Source organism: Corynebacterium sp. UMB6689 (genome assembly GCF_030215295.1).
In the GTDB taxonomy this organism is placed as follows: domain Bacteria; phylum Actinomycetota; class Actinomycetes; order Mycobacteriales; family Mycobacteriaceae; genus Corynebacterium; species Corynebacterium aurimucosum.
This window is the reverse complement of the sequence record NZ_JASOLS010000006.1, coordinates 13,788-31,131: the sequence shown is the minus strand read 5'-3', so window position 1 is coordinate 31,131 and position 17,344 is coordinate 13,788. Positions and strand designations below refer to the sequence as shown.

The window sequence follows — 17,344 nt, the reverse complement described above, 5'->3', positions numbered from 1 at the left end:
GGCGTTGGTCTCTCTTCTCCTGAGCTAGGCGGTTGGCGAGGTGGCGGAACGCCAACAGGAGACGCATATATAACTGTATGAAACGAAAATGTGAAAACTGGGATTTCAGACTGTATCGTGAGCATTAGTGAACGCCCGCCAGCGCGGTGGGTTTAACCCAGTCCCCCGACAAGGAAAGGACGCCACCGCAACCTCGTGCTCACTCTCTTTTGCGCCTTGGTCGTCGCATCCATCGCCGCTCCATTCCTCATTTTCTACCTTGGCCGCCGCGCCTTCGGGCTCTTGGCAATCGCGCCCGCGGTCGGCTTCTTCTGGGTACTCCAGCAGCTCACCACTGGCACGCTGCGCAACGGAAACCAGCTGGCTTATGACCTCAACTGGATGCCAGCCGCGCACCTCAATATCAGCTTCCGCATGGATGCGCTTTCTGCGTTATTCAGCCTCATCATCTTGGGAGTAGGCGCGCTGGTCTTGCTTTATTGCTGGGGCTATTTCGACCATCCTCGGCGCCGCCTTGCCCTCTTTGGTGGCCAGATGGTGGGCTTTGCCACGGCCATGTATGGCCTGGTCATTTCCGATAATTTCCTGCTGCTCTACGTCTTTTGGGAAATCACCTCCCTGCTGTCTTTCCTCTTGGTGAGCTATTACGGCGAGCGCGCCTCGTCGCGTCGATCAGCGCAACAGGCGCTCATGGTGACCGTTCTGGGCGGCCTCGCCATGCTGGTCGGTATCACCCTCCTCGGCCGCCAGACCGGCGCGTGGTCTTTCAGCGGTATCGCCGCCACCGAAGACCTCGCCAACACCCCCTACCTCACCGTGGCGATCGTGCTGATTCTCTGCGGTGCGCTCTCCAAGTCCGCCATCGCCCCGGCCCACTTCTGGCTGCCCGGCGCCATGGCCGCGCCGACCCCAGTCTCGGCTTACCTGCACTCCGCAGCGATGGTGAAGGCCGGTATCTACCTCGTCGCGCGCCTCGCTCCCTCGGTGCATGACATTCCTACCTGGCACCTCGTGGTCATCCCCCTGGGCGCCTTCACCATGCTGCTCGGCGGCTGGATGGCGCTCAAGCAGCGTGACCTGAAGCTGGTTTTGGCTTATGGCACCGTCTCACAGCTGGGCTTTATCACCGCCATCATCGCCATCGGATCCCGCGAGGCCATGCAGGCAGGACTGGCGCTAACTTTCGCGCATTCCCTCTTCAAGGCAGCGCTCTTCATGATCGTCGGTGCTATCGACCATTCGACGGGGACGAGGGACATCGACAAGCTTGCGGGCCTGGGCAAGAAGAACCCCGCGCTGTATGTCCTAGCTATCCTCCCCGCGATGTCCATGGCGGGTATTCCACCGCTGCTGGGCTTCGTGTCCAAGGAAGCCACGCTGGAAGCCATCATGGGCGAGGAGCTGCTCGTCGGCATGCCGCGCAACATGCTACTCGTTGCCGTCGTCGTCGGCTCCGCGCTGACGATGGCCTATGCCCTGCGCTTCTTGTGGGGTGCGTTCTCCTCCAAGGGGCAGGAAGAGCCTTCGGAGGCAGTGGCACACATGCACCACATCGGCCCCTTCCTGTGGATCCCGCCGACGGTGCTGACCTTGCTCACCATCTTCTTTGGCCTGCGGCCGCTGCCGCTATCCCACGGCATCACGCAGCACCTGGACAACACTTTTGGGACGGAGCAGGCTTCCGAACTAGCCCTATGGCATGGCTTCACCATCGCGCTGCTGCTTTCCGTGGTCATTGTCGCCGCCGGTTTCCTCCTGCACTGGCAGCGCCAGGCGCTCACGAAGGCCCAGTTCACCTACCCGGCCCTGGGCTCGGCAGATGATTCCTACGACGCCGTGATCAACGCCCTACGCCAGCTCTCCCTGCGCATCACCGCCTCCACCCAGCGCGGTTCGCTGCAGTTCAACCTCACGGTCATTTTCGCTACGCTCATGGTGCTGCCCATCGTCATGCTCATCAACGGTGATATCACCAACGTGCACATGATCGTGGCTGAGAACCCTTGGCAGGCCATCGCTGCGGTGATCATCATCATCGCTGCTGTCGCAGCCACCGTGCTGGATAACCGCCTCTCGGGCGTCATCCTCGTCGGCGTGACCGGCTACGCCTTGTCTTTCATCTTCGCGCTACAGGGCGCACCGGACCTGGCGCTAACGCAGCTCCTTGTGGAGACCATCATCATGGTGCTCTTCATGCTGGTACTGCGCCGTATGCCGGCCAATACCGAGTGGAAGCAGGAGCCCAAAACCGGTCGCTTGCGCGCCTGGCTGGCAGTCGGCGTGGGCCTGGCCGTCACCGTGATCGGTATGTTCGCTATCAACGCCCGGCGCGAGGAACCCATCTCGCACTACATGCCGGAGTTGGCCAAGGAGATTGGCCACGGCGCCAACACGGTCAACGTCCTGCTCGTGGACCTGCGTGCGTGGGATACCTTTGGCGAGATCACGGTGCTCGTCATTGCCGCAACGGGTATTGCCTCGTTAATTTTCCGCACGCAAAGCTTTACCCGCGCCTCCCGCCGCCCGACCTTGCAGGTCACTGGGCGCCGCTGGCTGGCTGCAGGCGTGGAATCGGAGAAGGCGCTCAACCGTTCGCTCATGGTGGACGTGAGCACCCGTATTCTCTTCCCCTCGATGATGGTGCTGTCCCTGTACTTCTTCTTCGGCGGCCACAACGCCCCCGGCGGCGGTTTTGCTGGCGGCCTCGTGGCAGCCTTGGCGCTGATTCTGCGCTACCTGGCGGGCGGCCGCGAGGAGCTCGAGGAGGCGCTGCCACTCGACGGCGGCCGCACCATGGCGGTAGGCCTGCTGTTCTCCCTCAGCGCCGTCATCACCCCGATGCTCCTGGGCTATCCACCACTGACCTCTGGGTACACGAAGATCGGCGTACCGCTCATCGGTGATGTTTCCTTGCCGTCGGCGCTCATTTTCGACGCCGGTGTCTACCTCATCGTCGTCGGTCTCACGCTCTATGTCTTGTCTTCCTTGGGTGCCAAGCTCGATGAGGAAGAAGAGATGCGTAAGCAGCGCGCCCGCGACCGCGCCCGTTCCCTGTCACGCCGGGCGAAAGAGAAAGAAACCACTGCCACCGCAGAGAAAGGACACGCCTAATGGATGCCAACCTCATGCTCCTGCTCGCTGCGGGCGTGCTCTGCGGCGCCGGGGTGTACTTATTGCTAGACCGCGCCATGACCAAGATGCTGCTCGGCATCTTGCTGCTGGGCAATGGCGCGAACCTCTTCATGCTCATGGCTGGCGGCAAGGCGGGCTCACCGCCAATCGACGGCCGGACCTCCTTGCCCTATGGCGAGGACATCGCCGATCCACTGGCCCAGGCGATGATCCTCACGGCCATCGTCATTTCGATGGCACTGACCGGCTTCATCCTCACCTTGGCCTACCGCCAATATCGCTACCGCACCGCGGACGTGATTGAGGATGACACCGAGGACGCCGCCATCGCCGCGATTGCCTCACGTCCGGGCAACGCCTCGGCTGCCCCCGACCATGACGCCTCCAATGACCCGACCACCGGCCGCAACACCAAGGAAGGCGATAAATTTGGCCCCGAATTCTTCGAGGCTCCCGTGAAGGAGGCCACCGATGAGTGACACCATCTCACCCCTGGTGGATCTGCTGCTGCCCTATATCAGCTACCTGATCCCCCTGCCGATCATCATCCCGGCCTTGGCTGCCGCGCTAGCGATGCTTTGTGCACGCAATGCCAATGCGCAGCGCCGCATCGCTTTCTTCTCCCTGCTCACGCTCGCCACCGTGAATGCCGCTCTGATTTTCATCGCGGATACCACCGGCATTCAAACCCTGCAGGTGGGCGGCTGGGACGCCCCAGTGGGCATCACGCTGGTGGCGGACCGTTTGTCCACGGTCATGCTCTTTACCTCCTCCGTCGTCCTGTTCTCCGTCATGTGGTACGCCATTTCACAGGGCGTGCGCGACGGCACTAAGGACGAGCCGGTGGCGACCTTCCTGCCCACCTACATGTTGCTAACCATGGGCGTGAACGTGTCCTTCCTGGCCGGTGACTTGTTCAACCTCTACGTGGGCTTCGAAATCTTCCTCGTGGCCTCCTATGTGCTGCTGACCCTCGGCGCCTCGCCCGCACGCGTGCGGGCCGGCGTGGGCTACGTCATGGTCTCCATGGCCTCCTCGCTCATCTTCGTGCTGGCCTTGGCTTATATCTACGCCACGGTGGGCACGATGAACATGGCCCAGATTGGCATCCGGATGGAGGATATCCCGGCGGGTACCCGCTCCGCAGTGTTCGCCGTGCTGCTCATTGCCTTCGGCATTAAGGCGGCCGTCTTCCCGTTGGATGCCTGGCTGCCGGACTCCTACCCCACCGCACCTTCCCTCGTCACCGCGGTCTTCGCGGGCCTGCTCACCAAAGTTGGTGTCTACGCCATCATTCGCGCGCGTACCTCAATCTTCACCGATGGAGGGCTGGATGGCCTGCTCATGTGGGTCGCGTTGGCCACGATGCTCGTGGGTATTTTGGGTGCTATCGCCCAATCGGATATCAAGCGATTGCTGTCCTTCACGCTGGTCAGCCACATCGGCTATATGATTTTCGGCGTTGCCCTCGGAACCTCGCAAGGTTTGTCGGGCGCCATTTTCTACGCCGTGCACCACATTCTGGTCCAGACCGCGCTCTTCTTGGTGGTAGGCCTCATCGAACGCCAGGCCGGTACCTCCTCGCTGCGGCGCTTGGGCTCGCTAATCTACACCGCGCCGCTCATCGCCATCTTGTACTTCATCCCAGCCATGAACCTGGGTGGCATCCCGCCCTTCTCCGGCTTCCTGGGCAAAATCATGCTGCTCCAAGCCGGCGCGAACGAGGGCTCGTGGATGTCCTGGGTCCTCATCGGCGGCGCGGTGGTCACCTCCCTGCTCACCTTGTATGTCATGGTGCTCGTCTGGGCCAAGGGCTTCCTGCGTGACCGCGGCGACGCCCCCGAGGGCAACCTCGCCATGGTGCGTCCTTCCCCGCTGGGCGAGGTCACCGAATACGTCGAACTGGCAGATCGCGATGATGTCGGCCGCGTGCCCTTCGGCATGCTGGCCTCCACGTCCCTACTCGTCATCGCCTCGGTGTCGATGTCCTTCCTGGCAGGCCCCATCTCCGGTGTCACCACCCGCGCGGCCACCTCGGCGCAGGATGATTCCATCTACCGTTATGCCGTGCTGGGTGATTCCGCCGAGGCCCCGACGCGCCACCTAGACCCCGCCGAGCGCTACGAGGAGGGCGCGGATTCCCGCAAGAACCGGAGCGAGCCCATCCCGGATCCGGAGCCGGTGGCGCCGACAACGAGGACGTCGCCAAGCGCCACGCCCGCTCTGCCCACCACCGTGCGCAAGGATGAAAAGGAGGTATCGCGATGAGATTTGCCGGGATTAAGCACCGCTTCCGGCCCTGGTTCATGGTGTGGATCATCGTCATGTGGTGCATGCTCATGGGCGAAGTCACCGTGGCGAACCTGGCAGGCGGGCTGCTTGCCAGCCTGTTCATCGTCTTCGCGCTACCGCTGCCGGCCATGCCCGTGGCAGGAATTTCGGTGAGCTGGGGCAAGCTTTTCATCTTCATGGCGCAGTGGTTTGTGGAGTTAATGGAAGCTTCCCTCAAGGTTGGCTGGCTGGCGGTGCGCCCGCAGGAAGTGCCGAAGACCGCGATTGTGAAGTTGCCGATGCGCGTGGAGAACGAGTTCGTTCTCGCGCTGGCGGTGAGCTTGTATAACCTGCAGCCGGGCGGCACGGTGTCCGATATCGATATTGCCAACCGCATGCTCACCATCCATCTCCTCAACGCTGACTCTGAGGAACACTTGGAGCGGGAGATCGCGGCGGTGCGCAAGCTGGAAGCCGATATGATTGCCATCTTCGAAAGGAGCCACCCCTGATGGATACTGACGTGTATAACATCCTGCTCACCGTGGCCGCGGGCTTCCTCGTGGTGGCCTTCCTCATCACCACGTGGCGCATCGTTATCGGCCCCAACTCGCTCGACCGGCTCATCGCCATGGACGGGCTCGTGGCCATGTTCCAATGCGCCCTGGCCACCTATATCTGTTGGACCTTGGACACCACAGTCTCCAACGCGATGCTGGTCGTGGCGCTCCTCGGATTCATTTCGACGGTCTCCGTTACTCGCTTCAGGAAGAGGGATTCATGAGTTACGCACTGATTGCCGATGTCCTCTCCATCATCCTCATCCTCGTCGGCTCGATACTCATTCTGGCGGCCGCGATTGGAGTGGCACGGTTTGGGGACACGATGGCGCGCGTGCATGCCATCGCTAAACCACAGACCACGGGGCTCATCTTCACCATTCTGGGCGCCATCATCAAGGTGACGGGTTCGGAAAGCTTCAGCGTGGCTGAGCGCGGCGACTTGGGCATCCTGGTGCTGCTTGTCCTTTTCGCCATGATCACCAGCCCGGTGACCGCACAAAGAACCACGCGTATCGCTCGCCGCGAGGGCCTGTACGGCACGCCGGATTCGATGCTGCGCAACGAGGCCCCCGCCGCGCGTTCCCTGCGCCGAAAGTAAGGACACGGGCCCCTTCTCCCAGGAAAAGAGGGAGCATTAATATAGGCTGCTAAAGGCAATAATAGGTGCTCATTCGAGGAGAGTCGACGTGAAAAAGCTGCAAGGCGTACCAACGATATGCGCTGTCCTCGCACTGGGCATCGCTGTGATGGTGTACAAGTTCAGCCAATACGATGGACCCCACTCCTTCACCTACATCCTCCCCTTCGACCTCTCCATCTACCGCATGGCGGGCGAGGACCTCAACACGGGCGGCCTGCTTTACGACGCCCCCTATATCTTCCAATTCCCCTTCACCTACCCGCCGTTCGCGGGCCTGCTGTTCAAGGTTTTGCCCTTCTTCAGCAAGGGTGCGCTGACCATTATCTGGCCCTCGCTCATGTTCCTAGCGGTGCTGGCGATCGTCGTCATGATCTTCCGCGAGCGGGGCGTGAAGATGACCCCGGCCGCGGTACTCGTCGCCGTGCTGCTTACCGCGCTCACCCCGGCGAATGAGGCGATGCACGGGTCGCTGTACTACGGGCAGGTCAACGTCTTCTTGATGCTGCTCGTGGCCTTGGATTTCCTGCCGCTTAAGCACCGCCTGCCGGGCGTGGGAATTGGACTGGCCGCGGGCATCAAGCTGACCCCGGCCTATATGGGGCTGGCCTTGCTTTTTGAGAAGCGCTGGTGGGCCGCCGCGGGGGCGGTCATCACCTTCTTGGTGACCGTGGTGCTCGGCTTCCTCTTCGTACCCGATGCGATGGATTTCTGGACCGATGCCATGTTCAATTCTTCCCGCGTGGGCGAGCATGCCAACCCCGGAGCAAAGTCGCTGCGCTCGCTTATGTTCCGCGAGCTCGGCATCGATGGCGGCATCTGGTGGCTGTTGGCGGTCATCGTGGTCTTCGCGCTTACCTGCCTGGCGCTGCGCACCGCATACCTGCGCGGCAACCGTACCGCGGCCTTCGCGCTAACTGGCCTGAGCACCTGCTTGGTCTCCCCCTTCTCGTGGTACCACCACTTCGTGTGGACCATCCCCTTCGTGGTCATGGTCTTCGTATCAGTCAACCAGGCGCTAACTGCTCGGCTATCCGGGAAGTTCGGCGAGCAGCTCGCCGGTCTTGCCTCCGTGGCGGCCCTGTTCGTGGTGTCACTGCCCTTCATGTCGGTCCCGGTGTGGTTCACCATGTCCACGGCCAACCTCGACGCGATCGAATCCTTCCAGCCGTGGGCGACCTCGCTGTGGACGCTGTCTTGCATCGTCTTTATCGCCGTCTACGCCGTGTGGGGCTTCGTCGCGCCGCGCAAGCGCGTGGCGGAGAAGAGCTAGGGGCGGTTCGCCAGGTCTTGACAAGGTACGTTTTCGTAAATAGTGGCTCGAAAACTCGTGTTCTACAAGGCTTATTTACCAATCTGTACCTTCGCCCCCTAGGGCTTAGCCCTCAGCGAGCGGCAGGAGCTGCTCCATCTCATCCGCGGTGGCCTTGACCACCTTCTGCCAGCTGCCGGTCTCCTCATACAAGCGGCGTTGGCGCTCATAGCCCGCACCAGAATCGATGATCTCCTGCACCAGCTGCAGCTCCCGGGCACAGCCTAGTTCTTCTGAGAGCGGGGCCAGCTCCACCAACAGATCCGCCAGCTCATCTTTGATCCAGCGCTCATCGGTCTCGCGCGAGGTGATGACCAGCGCGTCCATGCCATAGCGCGCACCGCGCCACTTGTTCTCCGCCACGTGCCACGGCTGGAGGGTTGGCAGCTTTTCGCCCGCATCGATCATGCGATCATAGTGCACCACCAGGCAGTGCGTGAGCGCCACGATGGCGGAGAGCTCGCGGAGGTTGGAGGCGGCATCGGAAATGCGCACCTCCACCGTTCCCCACTTCGAGGCCGGGCGGACGTCGAAGTGCATCGAGCCGGTGTGGTTGATGACCCCCGAAATGGCCTGGTCCCGCATGTAGGACTTCCACTGCTCCCAGTTTTCAAATTGGTAGGGCATGCCCGCGGTAGGCAGCTGTTGGTAGAGCATCGTGCGGTTGGAGGCGTAACCGGTATCGAGTCCCTCCCACCCCGGCGAGCACGCGGAGATGGCCAGCAGGTGGGGGTATTTGGTCATCAGCGCATTGATGATGGGCCACACGCGCTCCTCGTGGCTAATGCCAACGTGCACGTGCGTGCCCCACAGCAGCATCTGCTGGCCCCAGTACTGGGTGCGGTTGATGATTTCGGAGTAGCTCTCCTTCGCGGAGACGGGGTTCTTCCGGAAGTCCGTGAAGGGGTGCCCGCCCGAGGCCCACAGGCGCACATCCATGGAATTGGCCGCTTCACGCACTGCGCTGAGCGACGTCTGCAAGTCCCCCATCGCCTCCGGCACCGTCCGGCATACCCCGGTCACCAGCTCCACCGTGTTCTGGAGGAATTCCTTTTCCAAGTGGATGTCGGGGTGAGCGGCGTGTACGTGGTCAATGAGCTCCGCACCACGCGGCACGAGGTCCCAAGTCACTGGGTCAACGAGGGCGACTTCCCACTCCACGCCCAGGGTGGGCTCAGGCGAGCGGGCGAAGTTCTCTTCCGGAATATTCACCCATTCATCCTATCCACCAACAGGGTGAATTTAATAAGTTTTTATTCCTTAGGCCTGGGGAACGGCGAGGACCACGACGACGGCATCGCCCTTAGTGTAATCCCCGGTCAGCTCGGCCGGGTAAGGCGCAATGGCTTCCGCCGGAACATTGCCGCCGTAGTACTGGGCGGCGACTTCCTTGGCCAGGTTCTCGGCCGCCGCATCACCCTGCGGGAAGAAGATGGTGGTCTGCGGTGCGACGAGGACGTCGCCGCTGATGTTGCCTACCTCGGCCACCTTGAATTTTTCGGTCTTGAGGCGCTCTGCCTCGTCAGCGGCGTAGTTGGCGCGGCCGGAGTTGTTGAAAACGTTGACGGGGATCTCCGCCTGCGGGCGGTCAGAGTTGCCTACGGCGGCGCCCGCCTCAGCGTTCTCTTCGCGGTTCTCCTTGCGCTCCGCGCCGGCCTGGTCAGCGTTCTCCGAGTCGGCGTCGGCATCAGCCGGGCGCTCGTGCTCGGCGGCGTCCTTGTTCTTGTCGGCTTCGCCCTCCGCACCGCCGGTAGCAGCATCACCTTCAACGCCACCGGTGGCGGGACCGGAGACGGCGGCGTCGTTGGCGGGCGCATCCTGCGCGGTGTCCTCGGAACCATCCGAGGTCATGGCGTAAAGAGCCCACATGCCGAGCATGACGGCCACGGCGATGAGCACCATGGCAACACCACGCAGCGGGAGCTTGCTAGCGGAGGCCGGGGCGGCGGCAGCCGAATCGGAATCGGCGGCGTGGCGCGCGCGGTCAGCGGACGAGGCAGAGTTTTCCGGATTCACATTAGTCACACTGGCAACTCTAGTATCTATGGGCCTCAGTCCGGTGCATTGTCGTGTGCGGCGCGCCGGACGTCCTCGCGGGCGTCGCGAAGCCGGCGCAAACGCGTCACCAACAACGGGTAGGAAGCATGCGCGGCGGGGTTATCAAGGAGCACGTTAAGGCGTTGGTGGTAGCGCACCGGAGTAATGTCCAGCTGCGCACGGATGGCCTCCTCCTTGGCGCCGATATCGCGCGGGGCGTGGGACTCGAAGTCCAAAATCGCGGCGTCTAGGTCTGACAGGGAGTGCATGCTTAGACTGTATGCCATGACTATTCGTCCCATCGTTATCCACGGCGACCCGGTCCTCCACAATCCCACCGAGCCGGTCACTGAAGCCATCGACTCCCCCGAGCTACAGGAGCTCATCGCGGACATGCACGAGACCATGGATGCCGCGCACGGAGTAGGCCTGGCTGCAAACCAGGTCGGCGTGAACAAGCGCCTCTTTGTCTACCACTGCCCCGACACCGACGGGCCAGATGGCACCGAGCTTCCCGAAGGCGGCATGCGGCGCGGCTGCGTGATCAACCCGGTGCTGGAAACCTCCGAGATTCCGGAGACCATGCCGGCTGACGACGGCTCCGAGGACGAAGGCTGCCTCTCCGTTCCGGGCGAGGGCTTCCCCACCGGCCGCGCTGACTGGGCGCGTGTGACCGGCAAGAATGAAAAGGGCGAGGACATCTCCATCGAGGGCTATGGTTTCTTCGCGCGCATGCTGCAGCACGAAACCGGCCACCTCGACGGCTTCGTCTACACCGACGTGCTCACCGGCCGCTACAAGCGCCAGGCCAAGAAGGCTATTAAGCGCAACGGCTGGACCGAGGCCGGGCTTACCTGGCTGCCAGGCGAGGACGAAGATCCCTTCGGGCACGACGACTAATGTCCCGCATCTTCCGCTCCGATTCCGTCCAGGTGGGCGAGCGCGTGGTGGCCCGGCGCGATTTCGGCGGCGTGCACAGTGATGTCATCGGCCACGTGCTCAGCCTGGAGCCGCTGGTCATCCGCCCCCAGGAAGTCGGCGGCTACCCCTCTTCGCTCGACGCAGTGGAGATTCCGCCGGAGCAGCTCAAGATCATTAAGCGCCTCTCCCCACGTACCGTCCGCAATTCCGATATCCGCGCCGTCGAGGTGGCCACCGCGGCCGCCTTCCCCGGCAAGGAGCACACGTGGACGTCTGATGGCCAGTGGCTCCTGCGCGCGGGTGATGGCGTGACGGGCCGCTCAAACTCCGCGATTCCGCTGGGCCCTTCCGCGGGATTTCTGCCGGTACCGATGGAGGAGATCGACGCGTTTTATGCGCGCCACGATCTTCCTGTGCGCTTGGCCATCCCGGAGCGCATCGGCTCCTCCGCAGAAAAGCTCGTGGCGGCCGAACCCGAAGCCTGGGAGCTCGAGCCGGAAATCCTAGTGATGGTGCGTGATGTGGCGGATCTCCCAGAACCGGAAGAGGTCACCTTCCGCATCGATGCGCAGCCCGATTCCGAATGGCTCGATCTCTACCACTTCCGCGGCCAAGCTCTACCGCCTTTAGCCTTGGAATACCTGCGAAGCCACATCGAGGGAACGATGGGCTTCGGGCGCCTCCTCTCCCCTACGGGCGAAACCATCGCTATTACGCGCGGCACCCTAACGGAATCCGGGGACGGCACCGTGTGGCTGGGTTACTCCGCCGTGGAAGTGGCCGAAGGTTGGCGCCGCAAAGGATTGGGCACCGCCTTGGGCGCGCACATGCTGGCCTGGGGCAAGGCCCAGGGTGCGGAGAAGGCCTACCTGCAGGTCGTAGCCCATAATACGGCTGGGATCCGGCTCTATGAGAAGCTCGGCTTCCTCGAGCAGCACCGTCACCGTTACGCCCACCGTCTACCTCAAGTACCCTAAACCACATGCGCATCGCTACCTGGAACATCAACTCCGTTCGCACCCGCGCTCAGCGCGCGGTGGATCTGCTGGCCAAGCACGACATCGACGTGCTCTGCCTGCAAGAAACCAAGGTGGCGGATGCGAAGTTCCCCCGCGAGCCTTTCGAGGAAGCCGGCTACCACGTGACCTGCCACGGGCTGAACCAGTGGAATGGCGTGGCCATCCTGTCCAAGGAAGAACCGGAAGAGGTCCAGACCTTCTTCCCCGGTCAGCCTGGGTTCCACAAAGACCCCACTAAGGAGCAGGCGCGCGAGGCCCGGGCGCTATCGGCCCGCATCCGCGGGATTGAGATGTGGTCCCTCTACGTTCCCAACGGGCGCGACATCACGGACCGGCACTTCGACTACAAACTGGACTTCCTCTACTCTTTGGCGCGCTATGCGGAGACTCGGGCGCAGTCGAAACTCTTGCTCACGGGTGACTTCAACATCGCGCCGCGAGATGAGGATGTCTGGGATATGTCGCTCTTCCGCGGCAAGACGCACGTCACCGAACCGGAGCGCGCCGCCTTCCAGATGCTGGAGGAGTCCGGGCTGGTGGAAGTCACCCGCCGCTTCACTAAGGAGGAGCGCTGGACCTACTTTGATTACAAGTCCCTGCGCTTCCAGAAGAACGAGGGCATGCGCATCGATTTCCAGCTGGCCAGCGAACCCCTCGCACGCCTCGTCCAAGGAGCGCAGGTGGACATGGTTGAACGCGCCGGCGACAAGACCTCCGACCACGTTCCACTGATCGCGGATTTCGATGTCCCCGATTTCGCGTCAGTGCGCTAACCTGCCATGAACCTCAACATCGATCTCTCCGTCTGGCAGTTTGTACTGCTGCTTATTGATTACGGCATCAAAATCATCGCCATCGGCGTCGTTCCCGAAGGCCGCCGCCCCTCCAGCTCCACTGCCTGGCTGTTGGCCATTCTTGTGCTGCCCATCGTGGGGCTGCCGTTGTTCTTGCTCATGGGCTCGCCCTATATCAACCGCCGGCGCCACCGCATCCAGCAGGAAGCCAACGCCCTGCTTAACGACGTCACCGCCTCCACCCCCAACCACCCCTCGGGCCGCCTCTCCCCGGAGGTGGAATCCCTCATCCAGCTCAATCGCAACCTCACCGGCCACCCAGCTCTCATTGGCCACAACAAAGGCCTGCACGCCTCCTATGAGGAAGCCATCCTGGCCATGGCGCGGGCCGTGGACCGCGCTGAGAAATACGTGCTCATTGAGATCTACATCCAGTCCTGGGATGAGGTGACCGATGTCTTCTTCCAATCCCTCGCGCGCGCCCGAAAGCGCGGCGTGGAGGTCAAGCTGCTGCTAGACCAGATCGGCAGTTTGAAGTACAAGGGCTACTTCACGCTGGGCAGACGCCTCACCGAGATTGACGTCGACTGGCGGCTCATGCTTCCGCTGCAGCTGCACAAAGGCCGCTTCCGCCGCCCGGATTTGCGCAACCACCGCAAGATCGTGGTCATTGACGGCCACACGGGCTTCTTGGGCTCGATGAACATGATCAAGCGTGAATACAAGACCAAGGACCGCGCATGGATCGACTACATGGTCGAGATGACCGGCCCTGTGGTGACGTCCTTGGCCTCGGTGTTCGCGGTGGATTGGTACCTGGAATCCGAAGAGCAGCTGTCCTTGGATATGCAGCCCTATGACGACGCCATGACGGCCGACTCCAACCACCTCCAGTTGGTCCCCTCCGGCCCCGGTTACACCACGGAACCCAACCTGCGCATGTTTAATTCGGTGGTGCACCACGCCAAGGAGAAGCTCATTCTCTGCTCGCCCTACTTCATCCCGGACGAGTCCCTCTTGGAGGCGGTCACCACCGCGTGCTACCGCGACGTTGAGGTGGAGTTGTTGGTGTCCGCGAAGGCGGACCAGTTCATGGTCAACCACGCGCAGTCCTCCTACTACCAAGCACTGTTGGAGGCTGGCGTGCGGATCTTCCAATTCCCCGAGCCCTTCGTGCTGCACTCCAAGTTCATTCTTGCGGACCCGAACCTGCCGGAGCGCGACTCCTTGTGCATGTTTGGTTCCTCCAACATGGATATGCGCTCCTTCGGTCTCAACTATGAATCGACCATGTTGGTGGCCAAGGGCGACCTCATCGATGACTTCACTCAGTTGGCCAGCAACTACAAGAAGGTCTGCCACGAGCTCACCCTCGAGGAGTGGAACGAGCGCGGCCTGCTGCGTCGCTACGTGGACAACGTCATGCGTCTGACCTCCGCCCTGCAGTAGGGGATGCATGGGGACCCGCACGTGGTTCCCTTATTGCCAAGGGAGCCGAACAGCACGCAGAAGGCATCTCCTAGAAGGCGTCTACCAAAAGGCGCTTTTGGTCCTAAAAACGCCAACTAGCGCCCGCAAAAGGCGTTTTCAGAGGCAAAGACGCCCTTTGACTGATGCCTTCTGCAGTGCGCCGTTTGCAAGGCTCCAATTGCGTAGCACGCGGTGCTCGGTGTCTTGTGACGGTACCCGTTTGCTCAGCGGCTTGTACTCGGGACCTTGTGCAACGTCCTGGTGCACAGCTCCGCACTAGGCGGCGCTGCGCGCTACGCGGCGCCGCGGGCCAGCCGCGTGGATACCACAAGGCCGCACAGCGAGATGAAGCTGCAGCACACCATTCCGATGGCCATGGTCAGCGCTGCGTTCGAGCCCCAGCCCATGAGCGGGCTGATGGCGCTGGCCAACATAGACTGGCCGAAGCCCATGATCGCGGAGACGCTACCCGCTCGCGGGCGCATGAGGCCCGTGGCCAACGCCGTGGCGTTGCCCATGATGAAGCCGGTCGGCGCCACGCAGGCAAAAAGCACAGTGAGGCAGACCCATACCGGAGCGCCAAACAGCACCGACAGCAACAAGAGCACTCCGCAGACAAAGACACCGGTCACGCCGATGCGCAACATGACCGCCGGGGAGACCGAATCCATCGCCCGCGAATTCACCAGCGTGGCCGCGAAGAGGCCCACGGAGTTGACGCCAAAGATCAGCGAATAGCCCAAGGGCGAGAATCCCCACTGGTCCTGCACCACGAAGGCCGAGGCGGAGATGTAGCAAAACATCGAGCAGAAGCCGAAGGCCATGGTTACCAAGTAGCCCCACACCCGGGCATTTGTCAGCACCGCCCAGTAGTTGCCCGCGACCGTGCGAAACAGCCCGGCGCGGGAGCGCCCGCCCGCGGTTTCCGGGACGATGGCAACCGCCAGCACCAATTGCACCGCATGCAGCCCAGCCAGCACCCAAAAGATGCCACGCCAGCCCAACGGCTCCGCCAGGACGCCGCCGAGCACCGGGGCCACCGCCGGTGCGATGCCTTGCAGTGCCATGAGCAGCGAATAAGCCTTCGCAGCCGCCGATCCGTGCACAAGGTCAGGAACCACCGCGCGGGCCAGCACCGTGCACGCACCGCCACCGAGGCCCTGCAGCACACGGGCAGCCACGAGAACGGTGGCGGTAGGAGCCATCGCTGCCAGGACAGAGGCCGCCAGCGCGAGGGCGGCACCGGCAATAAGGAGGCGCTTGCGCCCGATGGCGTCGGACAGCGGGCCCATCACGAGCTGACCCACCCCCATGCCAATGAAAAAGCCTGAGATGGTCAGCTGCACCATGGACCGGGTGGTGCCCAGTTCGGCGACGATCTCCGGCATCACCGGCAAATACATATCTGTGGCAAAAGGCGCTGTTGCGGACAACAGCGCCAATGTAGCCAAGAGTGGATAGGGAATCACGCGTCGCGCTTCTCCAGCACGATGACGCCCACAATCCACAGAACTGCGGCCCAGCCGAAGAAGACGAGAGCCTCAAAGCCTACCGATGACCACGGCGCGTTCTCATCCACATAGTTCACCGCCCAGTTCTGGAAGGCGGTAAAGGGCATGAAGTGAATGACTTTATCGCCCACCAGCGGCAGCACGCGCACGATATTTTCCAAGCCCAAGTACAAGATGAGGCAGATAGCCACCGTGCCGGCGGTTTGCCGCAGCAGCATGCCTAAGCCTTGAACAAAGGCAACCAGGCCAAAAGCGGCGAGCGGGAAGGCCCACAACATGTACTTGCCATCCTCGCTGGCAAAGGGCTGAAAGGCCTCCGCCGCAGATTCGTTCGTAGTCACATCCGCCAACACGAAGATGTACACCAAGCCCAAAAAAGCAATAATCGCCGCAATGACTCCGTAGAGCAGCAGCTTGGCGCAGGCCACGGTCCAACGCTTCGGGTTGGCCATGAAGGTCAGGGATTGCGTCCTATAGCGGTACTCCGTAGTCACCACCATCGCGGCCTGGATCATGATGATCGGCATGCCCATGAGCAAGATGATGGCACCCAGGCTGCGCTCCTGCAGCGGGCTAATACCCAGAACCGCTTCGCCCGCGTTGAGCGAGTTCAGCAGCGTCCAGCCGGTCACAATGAGGAAGATGAGGACCGTGGTCCACCAGAAGGACTTCGTCGTGCGCAGCTTCGTCCACTCCGAGTGAACAGTATTGAGAAACATTAGCGGTGTACCCCTTCCTGCGGTGCCTCCGCCTGGTACTGCACCGCGCGATCCGTCATAGCCACATAAGCCTCTTCCAGCGAGGCGCGGTGGAGCGTCAATTCCGTCAGCGGCACACCCGTGGAATAAGCCAGCTGGCCCACGTAGTCCGTGGTCTGGTGAGGAATCACTAGCGTTGGTCGCTGTTCCTCATCAGCCGACTCGTGGTAAAAAATCCCGGCTTCCTTGAGCGCCGAGCCGAACTCGCGCAGGTGCTCCGAGCGCACGATGACCGAAGAGCTGGAATTCTCCTTCACAAAGTCATAGGTACGCTGATTAGCCAAGAGCCTGCCGCGGCCAATGACCACCAAGTGGTCGGCCGTCTGCGCCATCTCCGCCAGCAGGTGGGAGGAGATGAGCACCGTGCGGCCTTCTGCTGCCAGCGCGCGCACGAGCGAGCGCACCCAGCGAATGCCCTCCGGGTCCAGGCCGTTGACCGGCTCATCCAAAATCAGCACGCCCGGGTCCCCCAGCAATGCAGCCGCCAAGCCCAGGCGCTGCCCCATGCCGAGGGAGAAGCCGCCGGCCTTCTTGCCCGCAACATCAGCCAAGCCCACAAGCCCGAGCACCTCATCAACGCGGGAGGTGGGGATCCCGTTGGCTTGCGCCATCCACGTCAGGTGGTTGGCGGCGGTGCGGTTGGCGTGGACCGCTTTGGCGTCGAGAAGCGCGCCCACCTCACGCAGCGGGTTCTTCAGCTCGCGGTAGGGTTTGCCGTGCACTAGGGCGGTGCCAGCGGTGGGCTTGTCCAAGCCCAGGATCATGCGCATCGTCGTTGATTTTCCAGCGCCGTTGGGCCCCAGAAAGCCGGTCACTTGGCCCGGCTCCACCTGAAAGGTGAGGTCATCGACGGCGCGGACAGACTTGTACTGTTTGGTCAGTCCGGCTACTTCAATCATGTCCTACAGCGTGCCACAGG

The 17,344-nt window shown here is 62.4% G+C and carries 17 protein-coding genes; 11 read left to right on the top strand and 6 right to left on the bottom strand.

All coding sequences use genetic code 11. From position 1 onward, the window contains the following. Positions 1-195: 195 nt before the first annotated feature. The 7 genes from QP363_RS04660 to QP363_RS04630 all read left to right on the top strand — a co-directional run bounded on the left by QP363_RS04660 (position 196) and on the right by QP363_RS04630 (position 7,876). Positions 196-3,111, top strand: coding sequence for a Na+/H+ antiporter subunit A (locus tag QP363_RS04660; RefSeq protein WP_284763032.1), 2,916 nt, complete (start codon positions 196-198; stop codon positions 3,109-3,111). Then, complete coding sequence (locus tag QP363_RS04655; protein WP_070445823.1) at positions 3,111-3,611, top strand: Na(+)/H(+) antiporter subunit C; 501 nt, start codon at positions 3,111-3,113, stop codon at positions 3,609-3,611. The genes QP363_RS04660 and QP363_RS04655 overlap by 1 nt, the downstream gene beginning before the upstream one ends. Further along, positions 3,604-5,400 carry a Na+/H+ antiporter subunit D gene (locus QP363_RS04650; RefSeq protein WP_284763030.1) on the top strand — a complete coding sequence of 599 codons (1,797 nt, stop codon included), beginning with the start codon at positions 3,604-3,606 and terminating at the stop codon, positions 5,398-5,400. Before QP363_RS04655 ends, QP363_RS04650 begins: the two co-directional genes overlap by 8 nt. Continuing rightward, positions 5,397-5,915 carry a Na+/H+ antiporter subunit E gene (locus QP363_RS04645; RefSeq protein ID WP_070445817.1) on the top strand — a complete coding sequence of 173 codons (519 nt, stop codon included), beginning with the start codon at positions 5,397-5,399 and terminating at the stop codon, positions 5,913-5,915. Before QP363_RS04650 ends, QP363_RS04645 begins: the two co-directional genes overlap by 4 nt. Next, a complete protein-coding gene (locus tag QP363_RS04640) occupies positions 5,915-6,187 on the top strand; it encodes a monovalent cation/H+ antiporter complex subunit F (RefSeq protein WP_010188770.1) in 273 nt (90 codons plus the stop codon). Before QP363_RS04645 ends, QP363_RS04640 begins: the two co-directional genes overlap by 1 nt. Next, positions 6,184-6,564, top strand: coding sequence for a monovalent cation/H(+) antiporter subunit G (locus tag QP363_RS04635; protein WP_070445814.1), 381 nt, complete (start codon positions 6,184-6,186; stop codon positions 6,562-6,564). The genes QP363_RS04640 and QP363_RS04635 overlap by 4 nt, the downstream gene beginning before the upstream one ends. Before the next feature lie 88 nt (positions 6,565-6,652). After that, a complete protein-coding gene (locus QP363_RS04630) occupies positions 6,653-7,876 on the top strand; it encodes a glycosyltransferase 87 family protein (RefSeq protein WP_070645519.1) in 1,224 nt (407 codons plus the stop codon). A 105-nt stretch (positions 7,877-7,981) separates the two neighbouring features. Here QP363_RS04630 and QP363_RS04625 read toward each other — a convergent pair whose 3' ends face one another. Genes QP363_RS04625 through QP363_RS04615 form a run of 3 tightly spaced genes read right to left on the bottom strand, consistent with a single transcriptional unit; the run spans position 7,982 to position 10,221 of the window. After that, positions 7,982-9,127: a glutamate--cysteine ligase gene (locus QP363_RS04625; RefSeq protein ID WP_284763018.1), complete on the bottom strand. Its 1,146-nt coding sequence runs from the start codon at positions 9,125-9,127 to the stop codon at positions 7,982-7,984. A 48-nt stretch (positions 9,128-9,175) separates the two neighbouring features. Beyond that, positions 9,176-9,940, bottom strand: coding sequence for a LytR C-terminal domain-containing protein (locus QP363_RS04620; RefSeq protein WP_083311451.1), 765 nt, complete (start codon positions 9,938-9,940; stop codon positions 9,176-9,178). A gap of 26 nt (positions 9,941-9,966) precedes the next feature. Further along, positions 9,967-10,221 carry a DUF3263 domain-containing protein gene (locus QP363_RS04615; protein ID WP_284763014.1) on the bottom strand — a complete coding sequence of 85 codons (255 nt, stop codon included), beginning with the start codon at positions 10,219-10,221 and terminating at the stop codon, positions 9,967-9,969. 16 nt (positions 10,222-10,237) lie between these two features. Between QP363_RS04615 and QP363_RS04610 the strand changes: the two genes are divergently transcribed. The 4 genes from QP363_RS04610 to cls are packed head-to-tail and all read left to right on the top strand — an operon-like array spanning position 10,238 to position 14,135. After that, on the top strand, positions 10,238-10,852 hold the full coding sequence (locus QP363_RS04610; RefSeq protein ID WP_144657595.1) for a peptide deformylase: 615 nt from the start codon (positions 10,238-10,240) through the stop codon (positions 10,850-10,852). Further along, on the top strand, positions 10,852-11,850 hold the full coding sequence (locus QP363_RS04605; RefSeq protein WP_284763012.1) for a GNAT family N-acetyltransferase: 999 nt from the start codon (positions 10,852-10,854) through the stop codon (positions 11,848-11,850). Before QP363_RS04610 ends, QP363_RS04605 begins: the two co-directional genes overlap by 1 nt. 5 nt (positions 11,851-11,855) lie before the next feature. Beyond that, the gene (locus QP363_RS04600; protein ID WP_070711595.1) at positions 11,856-12,665 is read left to right on the top strand and encodes an exodeoxyribonuclease III; all 810 of its coding nucleotides are present in this window, start codon (positions 11,856-11,858) and stop codon (positions 12,663-12,665) included. A gap of 6 nt (positions 12,666-12,671) precedes the next feature. Then, a complete protein-coding gene (cls, locus tag QP363_RS04595) occupies positions 12,672-14,135 on the top strand; it encodes a cardiolipin synthase (protein WP_284763009.1) in 1,464 nt (487 codons plus the stop codon). A 314-nt stretch (positions 14,136-14,449) separates the two neighbouring features. Here the strand turns inward: cls and QP363_RS04590 are convergent, their stop codons facing one another. The 3 genes from QP363_RS04590 to QP363_RS04580 are packed head-to-tail and all read right to left on the bottom strand — an operon-like array spanning position 14,450 to position 17,324. Then, entirely contained in the window at positions 14,450-15,625 is a 1,176-nt protein-coding gene (locus QP363_RS04590; RefSeq protein ID WP_284763008.1) for a multidrug effflux MFS transporter, read from the bottom strand. Beyond that, on the bottom strand, positions 15,622-16,386 hold the full coding sequence (locus QP363_RS04585; protein WP_284763006.1) for an ABC transporter permease: 765 nt from the start codon (positions 16,384-16,386) through the stop codon (positions 15,622-15,624). The genes QP363_RS04590 and QP363_RS04585 overlap by 4 nt, the downstream gene beginning before the upstream one ends. After that, on the bottom strand, positions 16,386-17,324 hold the full coding sequence (locus tag QP363_RS04580) for an ABC transporter ATP-binding protein (RefSeq protein ID WP_070445782.1): 939 nt from the start codon (positions 17,322-17,324) through the stop codon (positions 16,386-16,388). Before QP363_RS04580 ends, QP363_RS04585 begins: the two co-directional genes overlap by 1 nt. Between the last annotated feature and the right edge of the window lie 20 nt (positions 17,325-17,344).

What these genes read in the sequence shown, in the direction of transcription:
- QP363_RS04655 (WP_070445823.1), top strand. Translation starts at nt 3,111, where the DNA reads ATGGATGCCAACCTCATGCTCCTGCTCGCTGCGGGCGTGCTCTGCGGC.
- QP363_RS04650 (WP_284763030.1), top strand. Translation starts at nt 3,604, where the DNA reads ATGAGTGACACCATCTCACCCCTGGTGGATCTGCTGCTGCCCTATATC.
- QP363_RS04645 (WP_070445817.1), top strand. Translation starts at nt 5,397, where the DNA reads ATGAGATTTGCCGGGATTAAGCACCGCTTCCGGCCCTGGTTCATGGTG.
- QP363_RS04640 (WP_010188770.1), top strand. Translation starts at nt 5,915, where the DNA reads ATGGATACTGACGTGTATAACATCCTGCTCACCGTGGCCGCGGGCTTC.
- QP363_RS04635 (WP_070445814.1), top strand. Translation starts at nt 6,184, where the DNA reads ATGAGTTACGCACTGATTGCCGATGTCCTCTCCATCATCCTCATCCTC.
- QP363_RS04615 (WP_284763014.1), bottom strand. Translation starts at nt 10,221, where the DNA reads ATGCACTCCCTGTCAGACCTAGACGCCGCGATTTTGGACTTCGAGTCC.
- QP363_RS04610 (WP_144657595.1), top strand. Translation starts at nt 10,238, where the DNA reads ATGACTATTCGTCCCATCGTTATCCACGGCGACCCGGTCCTCCACAAT.
- QP363_RS04605 (WP_284763012.1), top strand. Translation starts at nt 10,852, where the DNA reads ATGTCCCGCATCTTCCGCTCCGATTCCGTCCAGGTGGGCGAGCGCGTG.
- QP363_RS04600 (WP_070711595.1), top strand. Translation starts at nt 11,856, where the DNA reads ATGCGCATCGCTACCTGGAACATCAACTCCGTTCGCACCCGCGCTCAG.
- cls (WP_284763009.1), top strand. Translation starts at nt 12,672, where the DNA reads ATGAACCTCAACATCGATCTCTCCGTCTGGCAGTTTGTACTGCTGCTT.
- QP363_RS04585 (WP_284763006.1), bottom strand. Translation starts at nt 16,386, where the DNA reads ATGTTTCTCAATACTGTTCACTCGGAGTGGACGAAGCTGCGCACGACG.
- QP363_RS04580 (WP_070445782.1), bottom strand. Translation starts at nt 17,324, where the DNA reads ATGATTGAAGTAGCCGGACTGACCAAACAGTACAAGTCTGTCCGCGCC.